A 16,316-nucleotide genomic window follows, 5' to 3' on the forward strand; every position below is an offset into this window, starting at 1 on the left:
CTACCCCCTTGCTTGTGTCCGGTATTCCTTGGGTGAGATGCCTACCTGCTTTTTGAAGCAGAAGCTGAAATAATTCGGATCAGCAAATCCGACACGCTCCGCGATTTCGAAAGCTTTAAGATCCGATGATCGAAGAAGCTCTTTGGCCGTTTCCATCCGAAGCTGCATCAAATACTGCACGTAAGTCATTTTAACTTCTCTTTTGAACACAGCGCTAAAATAACCTGTACTGATATGAAGCTGCATACACAGCTTCTGCAGCGATAGCTCCGAATCTCCGTAATGCTCCCGGGTATATTGGAGTGCCTTCTCCACGATGTCTTTGTACGCATGCTGCCTGGAGCTGGCGATATGCTTGCGTATAGTCAAACTAATGTCCAGAAGCCAAGCTTTAGCCTCCTGCAATCCGGAAAACTTGAAGATCTCCGCATGCAGCTGAAATCCTGCGCCGAACAAAGCCTCTATCTCAATCCCGGATTCTTTGGCCGATCGCAATACAGCCGTTACAACCTCCAGAAGGTATACCTGAACGTCCTGAATGGTACAGGAGGCACCGATGAGTTCATCAAATATGTGCGAGATTGCTTCAGTCACTTCCTCTTCGGTTCCGAGCTTTAGACTGCGGATCAGCGCCTGCTCCTTTAGTTCATCCAGACGAACCCCTTCCGGTCTCGGACGCTCGACATCATCAATGAAGATGACTTTCTCGGCACCAAGAATCAATCGGTAGTCGAGCGCCAGCAGCGCACCCTGATAGGAAAGCTTAAGGTCGGACAGATTCCGCACCATGGAGCCCACGCCAATCGTAACCGGCAGCTTCAAATAATGAAGAATGCTTTTTAACAAGCGCTCAAGTGTCATCTGCAGCTCGTTAAACCACGCTTCATCCTCGCTCTCGTCATTCGTAATTAACAGCACAATGCTGTCCTGATACATGAATGCGCTTACAAATAAAATGGGGTCCAGAAGCTCCTTCGCAATGTTCAGCATGGCATGCAGCATTAAATCCAAGTCTCCCGAATGGCGGAGGGAAGTTGAAGACGTATGCTCCTTATCCTTATCTACAGAAGCGGGATATAATGCCATAACAGCAGCCAGATAACTCCCCCCATTCAAAGACAAACCGTAATTTCGAGTCTTCTCCTCAATGATCGAGCGGGGCAATTTCCGGGTTAGCAGGGATGCAAGAAAGGATTCCCGAAGCAAAGGCAGACTCGTGCGGTAATGCTCCTTCAACTGGCGTACATCCTCTCGCTCCGCAACCTCCATATCAATCTTGTCCTTGATCTTCCCCAATAGCTCCATGAAGCTTTCGGCAGAGAATGGCTTAAGCAAATACTCGTCCACGCTAAGCGTAATCGCTTGACGGGCATAATCAAATTCATCGTATCCGGTTAAGATCACGATTTTGCACAGCGGCTGAAACTCTCTAAGCCAAGAGGCCAGCTGGAGCCCATCCTGAAACGGCATACTGATATCGGTAATGACAACATCCGGCTCCAATCGCTCCGCAAGCTCCACGGCCTCTCTCCCGTTCTCCGCCGTTCCCTCGATCTTGAATCCACAGGCTCCCCACTGGATTTCCTGCACGAGTCCCTCCCTTACGTCGGCTTCGTCGTCCACTAACAGCACTTTATACAAGGCAACCCCTCCTGTTCTATTCTGTCAAATTAGTTAAAAGAATCTAATGTGATCTTACCGCGGCGCATCCAAATTTGGAATGCATCATTTTCACGCTTTTTAAAAGCAAAAAAAAGAACGAATGCACGGCTCTTGAGCAACAGAGTGATTTCTGTTCTTTAAGTCATGATTCGTTCTGTATTCGATTGTGTAAAGTCCTTACGCCTGAACCGGTATGGAGACGGGTTTAGCAGGCGTGCTTAATCTTTTAATGCTCAGGGAGTAGGCAATACCGAGCGGAATGACGGCTCCGAGCCAAGCCAAGGGATTCGCCAGGCTTGCGCCGAGGAACCCGATCTGCGCGGTCAGGAAGATGGCAGCCAATACCCGCATGATCAGTTCCATGATGCCGGCTACGGTTGGGATAAAGCTCTGTCCCAGCCCCTGCAGCGTGAAGCGGTAGATGAACAACAGCGACAGAAGCAAATAGGTGCTGCCGTTCGATAAGAAATACAGCTTGCTAAGGGACAGCAATTCTTCTTGTCCTTGACCGACGAAGAGGCTGACGGCTGCAGGACCCGCGAATATAACCAGCAAGCCCACGGCGATGCTGAAAGATCCCGAGACCCAAATGCATTGTTTAACTCCGAGCTTAATTCGGTCTATGCGATTCGCTCCGAAGTTCTGGGCGGCAAAAGTCGCCATCGTAATGCCAAAGGAACTCATGGGCTGCGTAGCGAGCATGTCAATCTTCTGAGCCGCAGTATATGCGGCTACGGCTGTTGCCCCGAGACCGTTAAGCGTAATCTGTAAGATGATGGCTCCGATCGCAATAATGGAGGCTTGGAAGCCCATCGGGAAACCGACCCACATATGCTGGCGTATAAATTTCCAATCGATGGACCAATCGGCATTCTTGAACTGCAGAAGCGGAACCTTTTTATGAATGTATAATAAGCAGAGAAGGCAGGAGAACAGCTGCGAGACCACCGTGGCCAGCCCTGCCCCGGCTACGCCCATCTTGAATACAAGAATAAACAACAGATCGAGAACGATGTTCAGAATGCTTGCGACCACCAAGAAGAGAAGCGGCGTCCGACTATCCCCGAGCGCTCTGAGCAGGTTAGCCAGCAAGTTGAACAGAACGGCTGCGCCAACGCCCCAGTTAATGACGATTAAATACGAATAAGCATCATCCAAAATTTCTGCCGGCGTATTCATCATGACGAGGACGGGCTTCGTAAATATGACACTCACAATGGTGAGGAAAACCGTGAATACAAGACTAATCCATATACTCGTTCCCACGCTTTTGCGAACGCCCGCGATATCCTTGGCGCCAAAGCGCTGCGCCGTTATGATGGACAAACCTGCCGTCAAGCCTTGGGCAAAGCCAATGACAAAAAACAAAATACTGCCTGTCGAGCCAACGGCCGCAAGAGCGTTCACACCAATGGTCCGTCCCACGATCAGGGTATCCGCCATATTATAAAATTGTTGAAAAATATTTCCGATCAAAAGCGGGATCGTAAACATAATGATCAGCCTGATCGGACTTCCTTGCGTCATGTCTCTCATGTAGATTCTCCTATGCCGTCATAAACGTTCCTCTATATATTTATTGGGTATGATCATGCTTTAAACCGTGCCTATAAAGCATCGCATTGAAAACATTATAATGGGTGAGGGTCGTTTGTATTCTTGTGTATCTTATCACGAAAGAACATAAATTTCTGCATATTTATCATCAAAACCTAAACGAAAACAAGACATGATGATCAGGACGGTTCATACCCGTTCTAATCCACGAAATAACGTCAATGAAAAAAGATCAACCGGTTAATCGGTTGATCTTTTTTTATATGATCATGGAAGCACCATCCTAAGAATCAAGAACGATTATGCTTCTTCAACAGCAAGCTTATCCAAAGCCTGCTTCGCACGCGAACGCGCTTCTTCCACTGCGCCGGCGGTTGACAACGCTACTGCGACCCGTCTTCCGACCTTGGTCACCGGTTTCCCAAAAATGCGCAGCTGCGTATTCGGAACAGCCAGTGCTTGCTCGGCGCCGGTAATTGTGTAACTCTCCAGCTCTCGCGCCGCTTTCAGCGGACGGCTGGCTCCCGGCGTTATCAATTCGATCTCCGGGATCGGAAACCCTAGAATGGCGCGGACGTGAAGCGCGAATTCTGATAAATTTTGCGTGACCAGCGTAACCAATCCGGTATCATGCGGTCGCGGAGATACCTCGCTAAAATACACTTTATCCTCGGCCAGGAACAATTCAACACCAAACAATCCATAACCGCCAAGCTCGTCGGTAATCGTCCTTGCAATATATTTAGCTTCCTCGATCTGCTCTTCGGACATGTCGTGCGGCTGCCAGGATTCGATATAGTCCCCGCTCTCCTGAATATGCCCGATTGGAGCACAGAAGTTTGTTCCATTGACGGAGCGGACGGTCAGAAGCGTGATCTCCGATTGGAACGTAATGAATTCTTCAATGATCACTCTTCCGTTCTGTACACGACCGCCTTCCATGGCGATGTTCCAGCAGGGCTCAATATCCCCTTCGGAGCGACATACACTCTGGCCTTTGCCAGAGGAACTCATCAGAGGTTTAATCACGCACGGGAACCCCATGTCCAGGACAGCCTGTTTAAATTCCTCATACGTATCGGCAAATCGGTAGTCTGCAGTAGGAAGTCCCAACGCCTCTGAAGCTAACCGGCGAATCCCTTCACGGTCCATCGTAAGCTTCGCAGCTCTGGCAGTAGGTATAACCCGATACCCCTCTTCCTCCAGTTTAACCAGCTCCGAGGTAGCCAGTGCCTCGATTTCGGGCACGATCAGGTCCGGTTTCTCCTGCTCAATAATTGCGCGCAATCTCTCCCCATCCAGCATATCGATGACATAGCTATGATCGGCAACATGCATGGCAGGAGCGTCGGCATAACGATCGACGGCTACGGTTTCAACCCCCAATCTCTGGGCCTCAATGATGACTTCTTTCCCCAGTTCTCCCGAACCTAGCAGCAGTATTTTCTTCGTTTTTAACATCGTGGTTTTATCCCCTTTTCGTAGTTTCAGAGACTTATAAAAGCAGAAGATAATAAAGAGGTAAGGGAAATAAACTCCCTTACCTCTGCCCAGGCGTACGGCCGTCGTCATCTATGTGCTCCCTCATGGTCCCCCATGCTACGCCAGTCACACATAAACCTATACATTGTTATTTAAATCATACTGAATCTTCCCGCTAATTGCAATATCACCCGAGGCGACATTAGGATTTAGACTTCAGCATATCGATTGCATCCTTCAGCGATTGTGAAAGCCACTTCTTGGGGTGAATGACCAGCTGAATATCCAAACGAATGTCAGAATGCGCAAAGGGAAGAATCGCAAGCTCACCACGCTTGATTTCCTCCTCTGCTACCATCCTCGGCAATAATGAGATACCCGTACCGGACATCACATATCTCTTGATTGCCTCGGGATTGCCCAATTCCAGCCCTATTCGCATTGGAACTCCGCTGGCACGCAGCACCTTTTCCAACATCATGCGGTAATTACAACTATCCTCGGGCATAATCCATTCGGCATCAGCCAGATGTTCTAGCTCTATGACCGGTTCAACATGAAGCGGATGAGCCGGATGGGCAATCAGCAGGAGGGGCTCTTCCCGAACGGGGATCCAATTCAAGGAGGAATCCTCCGGTTTTTCATCCAAAATAAGACCGAGATCGTACTCGCCTTCTCTCACCTTACTGATGATGTTATCTTCACGATCCGGTTGTAAACGGATGACAAGATCCTCATGCCTTAGTTTCAGTTGGTGAATGACGGACGGAAGAAAATAAGCGGCCAACGAGTCTATCGTTCCGATCGATAAGGTGCCTCCGCCTTGCTTGGTCAGCTTTTCCTTCGACTGCTGAAACAGATCCAGCATTTGAACGGCATACTTGAACAGCTCCTCACCCGACTTCGTCAGACGCAAGCCTCTGCCATACCGCTCAAACAGCTTGACGCCGTATTCCTTCTCCAGCTTCTGAATTTGGGTGGTTACGCTGGATTGGGCATAACCCAACTCATCCGCGGCTTTTGTAAAGCTCTGGCGAATCGCAACCTCCCTGAAGGTTTGCAGGTAGATAAGTTCCATCACTCTCTCCTTATCAATAATATTGATAATAACTATCTATTATTATAGATAACGCCGATCTTAATTCCCATGATAAAGTATAGCCATCATTCATGAATTGGAGGAAAGATTATGCTGACTCAGCAAGAACTGCATGGCATTTATGTTCCTGTGATCACTCCCTTTTCACAGGATTACGAACTGGATCGTCCGTCTTATCAACGTTATTTAAAGAATTTGTTATCATATGATATTCAGGGATTGGTCATCAACGGAACGACCGGTGAAGCGCCGACCGTAGCTTGGGAGGAAGTCGTGCAGGTTGTGGAGGAAACGCGTGGGAGTCTGGACGGACGGCTATTGCCGCTCATCATAGGTACGGGTACGAATGATACGGTGTCCAGTATGAAACGAACGGAACTGGCAGGTCATATCGGTGCTGATGCGGTATTGGTGGTCACGCCGTATTACAGTCGTCCTTCGATCGATGGTATCCTGCAGCATTTCCGAAAGGTGGCCGAGGTCGGGATCCCGGTTATTCTGTATGAGGTTCCTTCGCGTACTGGAATCCGGTTACCGGTTGATGCCGTAAGAAGAATCATGGAGATCCCCGGGGTGATCGGGGTGAAAGACAGCACCGAGAGTACGGAGCTTACGAGAAGTTTATCCCAATACGATACAAAGCCCGTTCTATGCGGCAACGATGTCCTCTTTCATGAGATGCTGTGTCATGGAGCTTCTGGGGGAATTCTGGCATCGGCTAATGTGAATACCGAGGCTTTCATTCGGGTGTTTCAATTAGCTGCCCAGGGAGATTACTACCGATCCGAAATGGAGTTTGAAGTCCTGCTTCCCTACATTCATAAGCTGTTCGAAGAATCCAATCCCGCTCCGCTAAAATGGCTGCTTGCCCAGCAAGGCCTGATCTCATCGGATACCCTTCGTCTGCCTATGGGGCCCATTACGGAAAAGCTTAAGCTATCTTTAGATCACGCAATTCAACAACTGACAAACACCGACTTCTCGGTGTAACCTGCTTTCTCCTCGAGAACGGCTAGGCGTACTCGCTGCCTATCCATTCTTAAGCTGAAAGATTCATGTTATGGGGCATGCACACTTTCAATTCAGGACAAATGTGATGGATGATGCAGATTTTTATGCGAAAGCATGAAATTCCTGCTTAGATCTATCGCTTTAAAGGATTGATGAATGATTTCGACCCACTTATAATATGGGTACATTCAATCCTCCCAGAATTTTGAAAGGAGACTTGCAGTGCTGCCCTATTCCAGCCCTAATCATGATTTTGCCTTTGAACAATCTGTAATCGGAATGGCAATGGTATCGCTTGATGGAACGATTCTCAAGGTCAATTCGGCACTATGTGATCTATTGGGATACACACAGCAGGAGTTAACTGCCGGGGCGCCGCAAGAAGAAAACAGCTTCCGCGAGTTACTGAATCGAGTGGTTCAGAACGCAAGAGCTGCGCATGGCCTTCAGCAATCCGTAACCCCGTTTGAATATGCTTATCGCCATCCGTCCGATCGCGAGTTATACCTTCATGCACGTTGCAGCATTGAGCAGGATCCGGAGCAGGGTCCCAAGGGATATTTGGTACAATTCGAGGATCGAACCCTGCTGAGACAGCTCATGAACCAGCTGGAGCAGAAGGAACAGAAGCTCAACGAGAAGGAACATTCTTTTCTGCAGCTGCTTGAAGGACTGCCCCTCTCCGTACTCATCACAAAAAAAGGCATTGTCCACTATGTTAATCCTGCCGGGCTCAGACTTGTTAACGCTACGCATCCCCGTGACGTCCTTGGAATTTCAACCGACGTGATCGTTGACGCATCGTACCATAACGCATTGATGAAACGCAGGGCAAAATATGCGGAGAGCGGAGAGATCGGAAGCGTCGATTATTTGATACGCTGTCTGGACGGGCAAGAGAAAATGGTCAACGGGTTCACGTTCATCATCAATTATGATGGCGAGAAAGCTGCGGTCGGGATCTTCAGAGATATCACAGAACAGCAGATAGAAGAGGATCGCGTGATGCAATCCGAGAAGCTGACCACCGCCGGTCAGTTGGCCGCCGGCATTGCCCATGAAATTCGGAATCCATTAACTTCGATTAATGGATTCGTGAAGTTGCTGCGATCAGCGGAACGCAGCAACGAGCTCTATTTTGAAATCATTGAATCGGAGCTCAAACGCATCGAGCTCATTGTCAATGAACTCCTGGTACTTTCGAAACCGCAGGGCGTTCACGTGAGCGGACCCATCGACGTGTATGCCATTATGGAACAGATCATTACGCTTATGAAGGTTCAAGCAGCCCTCAAAAATATCGAGATCATCCCTCATTATCCGAGGGTACCGGTCTTCGTCCAGGGTGAAGTCAACCAGCTCAAGCAAGTATTCATCAATCTGCTGAAAAATGCCATGGAAGCGATGAATCAAGGCGGCACCATTACCCTGGACATCCTGCACAACGCTCAAGAGGTCCAAATTATCGTGCAGGATGAAGGGGTTGGAATGACGCAGGAGCAAATCCAATCCCTGGGACAGCCTTTTGTTACGACCAAAGACACCGGGACGGGACTCGGACTGATGATTACCAAGAACATTATTCATAATCATGGCGGAACGATGAACGTAGAGAGCATACCTGATCATGGGACAACCTTTACGATCCATTTACCGGCTTTATAACGCATACATATTATCGGAGGAAAAGGCATGGACAATCAGGAACCCAAAACACATAAACAATTTGCGATGGAATGCTTCAATCAAGTATGGGATATCTTGGAGAACGCACAGCGTACGCCGGAAGACGAGGAAAACATGATTCACATATGTCACAGCTCGTTTTGGCACTGGACACGGGTTGAAGATCATACACAGCGCAACCTTTCCATTGGATATTGGCAGCTCTCCAGAGTGTATGCGGTAGTGGGGCAAGGCGATCAAGCGCTGCGTTATGCCAAGCGCTGCATCATTGTCGGATCATCGGCAAGCCTCGAGCCATTCTATATAGGTTACGGGTATGAAGCGGAAGCCCGAGCCTATCTGGTCCTAGGAAACAAGGAGCAAGCTATGGCATCCAAAGAAAACGCGACAAGGTATCTCGATAAGGTAATCGACCAGGATAGCCATCAGATGCTTGCGAACGACCTCAAAAATCTGTAATTGGACACGGCCTTCCTCTGGGCAGACCCTTTAGCGAAATGGTGCAGCCAATTGATAACCGATGTAATAAAAGACTTCTCTGATTAAAAAAGGGACTTTGCTTCTCAGGCTCTGGTACGCGCTCCGGGATGCGGGAGAAGGATTGGCTTCAAGCCCCATATCTTCTGCCATCATCATGGCCCGCTTCATATGCAGCGGGTCACTTACGATGAGATAGGAGGACAGCCCTGCTGTACCTCCTATTTCATTGGCATAATACAGATTCTGCTCGGTGATCGTCGAAGCCGTCTCGACAAGAATATCGCTCTCTGGAACACCGTGCTCGATGGCATACTGCCTGGCAACTTCCGATTCGGCGAGATCATCCCCCGAACTACGTCCCCCTGTAAATATCAGCTTATCTACGTACTGACGGTCATACAGCCATAGTGCATGATCGATGCGTCCCTGAAAAACAGGCGAAGGCTCCCCCTCCCATACAGCAGCCCCCAGCACTATGGCTGCATCAGACGGGATATTTACTGTTCTTTGCGCGTAGTTCCAAATGGCGCTGCCCACATAAATCGTATAAATCAGCAGGATGCCAATTAGCCCCAGCCAAACTTGATTCACGGTACGCATTTTTCTGCCTTCAGCTTCCCTTGCCGGCATATTTCGCGTCATGTTGCACCTCCACAGCCCAATCTTAAATCTGCTTTGCGCATCCATTCTATCATTTTCAGCAAAGAAAGCCTGCTGCTCCCTTATTGAGCGTCAGGCTTTCTTTGCTATCAACCACCGTTATTCATTCTGGTGCTTCCGATGGCAGCGTAAATTCGAATCCACCGTTTAATCCGCATCATATCCATACAGCGTGACTCTGTTCTTCCCTTTGCTCTTGGCAATATGCATCGCTTTTTCCGTCTCAGCGATCAAATCCGTAAGCTTTAACATGGATGCTGGTGTAAGGCAGGCCGCTCCCACGCTTACCGTCATAAACCCATCCTCTGCCGAGCGATCCTTGGGAATGCTGAGTGCAAGCACGCCCTGGCGGATCTTCTCGGCCAATTCATAGGTACGTTCGGGAGTTTCATTTCTCAGCTTCAGGATGAAGGTCCCGCCACCATAACGTGATATGGACGCTCCATAGTGCTCACCAATAATTTTCAGTGCATCGGCTATCCATTGCAAGCATAAATCACCGCCATATAATCCGTGAAGGGTATTATATACTCGGAAATCGTCAATATCGACCATCATCAAGGCCAAGGGAAGCTGGTTCTGAATACACTCCTCCCAGTCCACCGACAGTTCTTTTTCAAATGTCAGCGGATTGGGCAGCTCTGTTAGCGGGTCTGTTGTCACGTAATTCTGAAGCTGATCCAGCACATCGGAGTATACCCGATCCGGTTCATGATCCGCGGTGCCTTCTCTCAGAATCACCATAATGGAGGATTTGCGCCCTTGATGAATAGCCGCCAGCATAAATTCAAGCTCGATCTCGTTGCCCTCCAGCGTAACAAACCTGCCGCTACCGGATACTAATTGGGTTTGATTCTGCTCCATCCGTTTGATTTGCTCTCTCAGATCAACCCGCGAATCTTCTCTAGCCAATTTGTATATCTCAAGCTGAAGCAGCTCCTCGGGCTTCTTTGCACCGAACAGCGATTCGGCCTGTGGATTGCAGTACATAATGGCACCTGCGGTTGTCAGTGACAAGAAGGCGACGGGCGACAGGCCCATGAGCTGCAGATACCGTTCTTCGTTCTCCCTGAATATCCTCGCATTCTGTATGGCCTGTTCTTTTGCTTGCCTTAATTGATCATCCGTCTGCTTGCGGACAATCGATTTCAATTGAGGGAGAACGCTTAACTCTTGTGACTTCCAAGAATATGAGGTTCCCTCAACCACCTGTCTCCACTTTTCGAACGATTTACGGGGCGATAAACGGACCTTATCATCCTCTTGTATAACGGCTTTGGCCGGATCGCCAGCCCAATCCACAATTTGCACAACCTCGGGCCGAAACCACATAACATAATTTTGTTGGCCTGGTGACAGCGCGAGATATAGAACTCCTGAAGCCACATCCTTATAAGCTTTTGCGGGTTCAAACTCGGCACTGAGTTTAGAACTATGATACGTATAATCTTCGGCCTGGGCCGATAACCATCCGGCAAGCTCCATGACTTGCTTCGAGGTAGGCGTCGTACCGTACAGCATCAAATTGTCTTGATAATAAACGACAGCACCGGTAGCGCTCATTAAATCGAGTAAAATCTGCTCCTCGTTGTCCAGCTGTTCAATAACATGATATAAATCGGTATGGCGCATGAAGATTTCGGTAAAGCGGGCGGATAAAGTTCTGAGCCTTAACTCGGTTTGATAATCGTCGAGCTGCTGTCGTTGATAAAGCTCGTTCGAGAAAAAGGATCCCAAAAAATTGCACAGGTTGCGGGTCCGGTGGGATACGTATTTTCTGCTAGTGTGATGACAAGTAATTAACCCCCATAATTGGTTGTCATGGATCAGAGAGATCGTGGTTGTCGCGCCAACCCCCATATTATGAAGGTACTCAATATGAAGCGGAGATACACTCCGCAGCACAGATAAACTGAGATTCAATGGTTTGCCGGTCAAAGGCTGTACCGTAGGGATAATCTCAACCGGCGTATAACTCACATCAACAATCGTCCGCAGCCAATTTCGAAGATACAGTTCCCGGGCTTGCCTAGGAATATCCGATGCCGGATAATGGTGCCCAAAAAAGGGCTCCAGCTCCTGTTCTTTAGCTTCGGCAACCACTTTTCCGTTCCAGTGATCATCGAATTCATAGAGCATGACTCGGTCATAGCCCAGAATGTCCTTCACGAGCTCGCAAGCGACTTGACTTGCTTCCGTACGATTCTCGGTCCGTTTCATACGACTGAAGAACGTCTGTATCCTTTCAAAATCATCCGTGAAGGGTACTATATCTTCCGATACCAGCTCCAATTCAAGCAGTATTAATCCTTCACTTTCGTGGACAATTCCGAAAAACTCATTAGGCTTATCCGCGACCGGAATCGTTAAATTAATATACTGTAAATCGGGCGTGACGATCGCCTGGAGATCACGATGAATCATCTGCTCAAACTGGAGATTTCCAATAAGCGCTTCCAAACGCTGTCCCAGAAGGGCTTCTGCGCTAATGCCTAGGAGCTGATCGGTATTCCGGCTGCATTGTGCGATCCTGTAGTCATCGATTGGATTAATGGCAAGCAGTACGCCATGGGGCTGAATATATCCTGGAATGTGAATAGGTTCTTTCTCGCAATTCGTCAGGTCGATCGGTTCATCCGTTATGTAATCGCCCTCCGTCAGCAGCTCTCGATTCAGTGGATCCTGTTCAGTCATTGCTTATCAACTTCCCTTATTCACAGATTTCAGAAAAAATAAAACCCAATGCATCTCATTGTTATAAGAGATACATTGGGCACAGCATATTATAACAACAAAACTATGAAATTGTACGCCATTCAGACTTCAGCATAGCATAGAAATACTCATCCCACCAAATATCTCCACGAGGGATACACTGTTGGAAATAGCCTTCTCTCCTCATGCCCAGCTTCTCCATCACCCGGTACGAAGGTGCATTCTCAGGCTGGCAAGTCGCAATGATCCGATGCAACCCTAATACCTCGAATCCGTGCTGAAGCAAAGCTCTGGCGGCTTCCGTGGCGTACCCCCTACGGTGATACGTCGAATTAAACACCCAGCCGATTTCATACGTATGTTCGCCGAACCATGGATGAAACACCATGTGACCAATTACATGCTGTTCTGCCTGCAGCATAACCGCAAAGTGATGGGCTGCATCCCCCTTGTTCTGCGCAAGAAATTGTTTTAAGGTTTCTTCCGTATACACAGGTTCGGGCATGTAATGCATCACCTTAGGATCGGATGTATATTGAAGAACATCATGCCAATCACCTGGTTGAAACTCACGAATCATTAATCTTTCCGTAACGATATCCATTTGCCTGACTCCTCTTCAAGTTGTATTCAAGTGTTCTCTTCACGCCGCACACTTCAATACAGAGGCAAATGCGATTCGCCGTATATACAGATCTAACTTGATAACGCCGGGTCACCCTCTTTCACTTTACAGCCTACTCCGTATATTCGCCATAATGTATGAGAGTCCTTCATAATATGTCAAATTTCTGGATATTTTGGCTGAGAATCGATTTCATTTTATCAAAATGCATGCCTTCATGATATAAGCAAAAGCTTAAGAATTCTTCAACCCGGGTTAGCTTTAAACCTTTGGAAGTTGTATAGGGAGACAAGACCGTATCGTGCAGATGCGCCCTGTACCTGTGTTCGATTCGATGGACCTGACCCTCAAGCAGTCCGAGAAGCTCGTGCATGGATGGCCATGCTGCGCTAATCTCCCTTGGCTTTGAACCCGATCGGAACAGCTCGGTATAATGACCGGGAAGGTTCATGGCTTCTCCATTCACGCCGAACGCAAACCGTTCCATTGTGAATAAGACATGTCCCATATTCCACTTTACGTGGTTATTCATTCCACGAGGAATCATCTCCGCTATATCATCCGGGACATCCCTTACAAGATTCAAGGTTTGTGTACGCACAAATTCCAAATGTTCAAACAGGTATGCTCTCATGTAGTCCACTCCTTCTCAACTTTATTCAGCGTCCGCTTGAACCGAGTGTACTCCAAATGCTGATAAATAAATAATACGGTTTTCACTCCGTTTCATAAAAAAAATGGATGAATCAAAGGCAAGCCTTCATCATCCATGGATATACTGGTTTTTTTCGCGGATATCCGCTTGAATATAGGAAATAAAAGTATGGACTTGCGCGAGTCCCGCTTCTTGTCTTTTGGTGCATATCCGAATAGGGTGCGGGAAAGTTACGCCTGTCACTTCCACCTTGCCAAGATCGCCCGAAGCCAGTTCTTTCTTAATAGAAAGCGCAGGAACTAGTGCAGCCCCGTATCCCGCTTTAACCGCTTCAATGGATTCCTTCAACCCCTCTATCGTTATGGAACAGCGAGGCTCGCGTGCATCCGAGGCCTCAATTAGCGACGATAACTGTTTCCGCGTATAACTTCCTTCTTCCCTCAGTACAAAGGGCTCCTCCATAAGCTCGAGAAAAGTCACTTCTCTGTTGGCTAGTCGATGTAGGGCAGGTACGGCAAAAATTAATTCATCTTCCATAATCGTAAAGGACTCAATATCTTCCGCTTCGATCGGCCAGCTGCCGCATACGATGGAGATATGCACCGAATTGTCCTGTAACCGCTGCAGTGCGGTTCGGGAATTTCCTTTAAACAACTGCACATCCATCCTTGGATGCCGCTGCTTATATCCAACCAGCCACCCAGGCAGCAAAGTGCTCTCCGGCAGCTCCGTCGCACATATGCGCAAACTTCCCTGCTGACCGGATTTGATGGCCTCCATCATCTCTTCCATCTCGGCTTCCATTGCAAATAACCGCTGGGAATGCCTGGCCAACGCTATACCAGCTTCCGTCAATTGAATATTGCGTCCGTTAGCCTCAATCAATTTCATGCCGAGCTCCCGCTCCAGATTGCGGATTTGGGCCGTAACGGCTGGTTGACTTAACAGCAGATTGCCCGCGGATCTCGTAATGCTCCCTGTCTTGGACACATCATTAAAAATGCGTAGTGCATGAAGATTCATAGGTCATCCCTCAATTCTTGAACTATTCACGCTGGATGAAGTTGTTGACATCATTTAGATCGTTTATATCCTAAATGAAGCTCATTTGTAAACCGCAGAATCTAATTTATTACACATTAATGTAATGATGAAATGTTTATCGTTGATTCAATTCGTCCAATAGCTGAAGCAGCGTTTCTTCTTCACGGATCCGTCTTCATGATTTTTCATGGTGCTGCAACCTTTTATCCTATCTCCCGTCTATAGTGGTGCAGCAAGTACATTTTACCAATTCATCATACGGCTTGGCTGTATCCTGGCGTTCTAGGATAATTTAAATTGGAGGATACCTACCATGAAAAAAATCTACAAAGTACTAGCAACCGCTACGGTTCTCGCGATGGCGGCACTGCCGATAGCAGCGAATGCACAGGACGTCCCTCCTGCTTCAGCCCATAAGGGACAGAACAACATCATGAACCAGGTGAAGAAGAGCGTACCTGGGACCATGGGTTACATAACGGACTTCGTAAATGACAAAACAGGCAAATGGATTACCGTAACCGGCCGTGGTTTAGCGGCAACCGATCAACAAGAAATCAAGCTCTCCATATCCAAAGATACTAAAATTATCGATGCCAAAGGGAACCAAGTCCAGCTGCAAACGATCGTAGATAAACACAAAGCGATAAAGGCTTTCTACAGCCCAAACATAACGAAGAGCCTACCCACTCAAGGTTCGGCGCTTACGATCATCGTTCAGGATAACGACCTTGCCGGTATGGATGGAACCATCGCTGAGGTAACCAAACAAGGCATTCTGGTGGAGGGAACCAATCTGTACAACGGCAGTGAAGAGACCATTCTGCTTCATCTGGATCCAAAAGCGAAAATCATCGATCAAAACGGCAGCACGCTGAAAGCAAGTGACCTGGAAGCCGGCATAAGCATTCGTGCTTTCTATGGACCTTATGTGGCGTTGAGCATGCCGCCTCAATCCTCAACGAATTATATACGGGTCAACACGAATACCGAGAATAACGATCAGGAGCAGGTATCCGGCATTGACGGCATCCTTACAGAAATGAAGGATGGAAGAATTACGATTTCCGGTAAACCAGCTAAAGCAGGTGACCTCGAATACGTCGAGCTCGCTGTTGATGGCGACACAAAGATTGTAGATGCTGGAGGCAAATCATTAACAGCCGAAGCCTTGAAATCAGGCCTGCGAATCGAAGCTGAATACGTGTCCGTGATTTACCCTGCCCTGCCGCATGCAGATAAGATTGTGGTCTCCGACACCTTAGCGCCCAAAGTCGAAGGTACGATAACTGCATCCGAGCGCACGTCCAAGGATCAACTGTATATCAATGTAGGGTCAGATCAATCCACGGACAACGACATCATCATCAACATCTCCAAGGATACACAAGTGATTGGACTGAATCCCGACGAGAAGCTGGAACCCGGCATGAAAATCGTGGTCTTCCACTCCCCGATCATGACCATGTCCATACCAGCATTCACTTCTGCCGAAGTGATTATGGTTCATGCCGACAAATAAGCTGCTTTTCCTGGTCGTTTGCTTGAGCTAAAATAAATGGCTAAAAACAAAAACCATCGTACTCAGGATTCCTGAATACGATGGTTTTTTAATGAATTAAGATATCAATCGTTACGGA

General features: G+C 48.0%; 13 protein-coding genes and 1 riboswitch. Of the genes, 4 read left to right on the forward strand and 9 right to left on the reverse strand.

What is annotated here, in order from left to right:
• The 4 genes from PAEVO_RS11575 to PAEVO_RS11590 form a co-directional block, all read right to left on the reverse strand.
• A complete protein-coding gene (locus tag PAEVO_RS11575) occupies positions 1–1,641 on the reverse strand; it encodes a response regulator (RefSeq protein ID WP_100537679.1) in 1,641 nt (546 codons plus the stop codon).
• Positions 1,642–1,839: 198 nt separating this feature from the next.
• A complete protein-coding gene (locus tag PAEVO_RS11580; protein ID WP_100537680.1) occupies positions 1,840–3,198 on the reverse strand; it encodes an MATE family efflux transporter in 1,359 nt (452 codons plus the stop codon).
• Between the two features lie 321 nt (positions 3,199–3,519).
• A complete protein-coding gene (gene purT / locus PAEVO_RS11585; RefSeq protein WP_100539425.1) occupies positions 3,520–4,680 on the reverse strand; it encodes a phosphoribosylglycinamide formyltransferase 2 in 1,161 nt (386 codons plus the stop codon).
• 80 nt (positions 4,681–4,760) lie between these two features.
• Positions 4,761–4,841, reverse strand: a riboswitch (ZMP/ZTP riboswitch).
• Between the two features lie 62 nt (positions 4,842–4,903).
• Positions 4,904–5,779, reverse strand: a complete 876-nt coding sequence (locus PAEVO_RS11590; RefSeq protein ID WP_100537681.1) for a LysR family transcriptional regulator — start codon at positions 5,777–5,779, stop codon at positions 4,904–4,906.
• Positions 5,780–5,890: 111 nt separating this feature from the next.
• Between PAEVO_RS11590 and dapA the strand changes: the two genes are divergently transcribed.
• The 3 genes from dapA (at position 5,891) to PAEVO_RS11605 (ending at position 8,956) form a co-directional block, all read left to right on the forward strand.
• Positions 5,891–6,790 carry a 4-hydroxy-tetrahydrodipicolinate synthase gene (gene dapA / locus PAEVO_RS11595; protein WP_100537682.1) on the forward strand — a complete coding sequence of 300 codons (900 nt, stop codon included), beginning with the start codon at positions 5,891–5,893 and terminating at the stop codon, positions 6,788–6,790.
• A 243-nt stretch (positions 6,791–7,033) separates the two neighbouring features.
• On the forward strand, positions 7,034–8,476 hold the full coding sequence (locus tag PAEVO_RS11600) for a PAS domain-containing sensor histidine kinase (RefSeq protein WP_100537683.1): 1,443 nt from the start codon (positions 7,034–7,036) through the stop codon (positions 8,474–8,476).
• 27 nt (positions 8,477–8,503) lie between these two features.
• A complete protein-coding gene (locus PAEVO_RS11605; RefSeq protein ID WP_100537684.1) occupies positions 8,504–8,956 on the forward strand; it encodes a hypothetical protein in 453 nt (150 codons plus the stop codon).
• Between the two features lie 30 nt (positions 8,957–8,986).
• Here the strand turns inward: PAEVO_RS11605 and PAEVO_RS11610 are convergent, their stop codons facing one another.
• The 5 genes from PAEVO_RS11610 to PAEVO_RS11630 all read right to left on the reverse strand — a co-directional run bounded on the left by PAEVO_RS11610 (position 8,987) and on the right by PAEVO_RS11630 (position 14,655).
• Positions 8,987–9,619 (reverse strand): YdcF family protein, encoded by a 633-nt coding sequence (locus PAEVO_RS11610; RefSeq protein ID WP_100537685.1) that lies wholly within the window; start codon positions 9,617–9,619, stop codon positions 8,987–8,989.
• A gap of 165 nt (positions 9,620–9,784) precedes the next feature.
• Positions 9,785–12,331 carry a diguanylate cyclase domain-containing protein gene (locus PAEVO_RS11615; RefSeq protein WP_100537686.1) on the reverse strand — a complete coding sequence of 849 codons (2,547 nt, stop codon included), beginning with the start codon at positions 12,329–12,331 and terminating at the stop codon, positions 9,785–9,787.
• 103 nt (positions 12,332–12,434) lie between these two features.
• Entirely contained in the window at positions 12,435–12,956 is a 522-nt protein-coding gene (locus PAEVO_RS11620) for a GNAT family N-acetyltransferase (protein WP_100537687.1), read from the reverse strand.
• Positions 12,957–13,125: 169 nt separating this feature from the next.
• Positions 13,126–13,611 carry a DinB family protein gene (locus PAEVO_RS11625; protein WP_100537688.1) on the reverse strand — a complete coding sequence of 162 codons (486 nt, stop codon included), beginning with the start codon at positions 13,609–13,611 and terminating at the stop codon, positions 13,126–13,128.
• 129 nt (positions 13,612–13,740) lie between these two features.
• Entirely contained in the window at positions 13,741–14,655 is a 915-nt protein-coding gene (locus PAEVO_RS11630; protein WP_100537689.1) for a LysR family transcriptional regulator, read from the reverse strand.
• Positions 14,656–14,989: 334 nt separating this feature from the next.
• Between PAEVO_RS11630 and PAEVO_RS11635 the strand changes: the two genes are divergently transcribed.
• Positions 14,990–16,198, forward strand: coding sequence for a peptidase (locus PAEVO_RS11635; protein WP_100537690.1), 1,209 nt, complete (start codon positions 14,990–14,992; stop codon positions 16,196–16,198).
• The last annotated feature ends 118 nt before the right edge of the window (positions 16,199–16,316 follow it).

Origin of the sequence: Paenibacillus sp. GM2FR, assembly GCF_002803325.1 — a bacterium.
Classification (GTDB): domain Bacteria; phylum Bacillota; class Bacilli; order Paenibacillales; family Paenibacillaceae; genus Paenibacillus_AQ; species Paenibacillus_AQ lautus.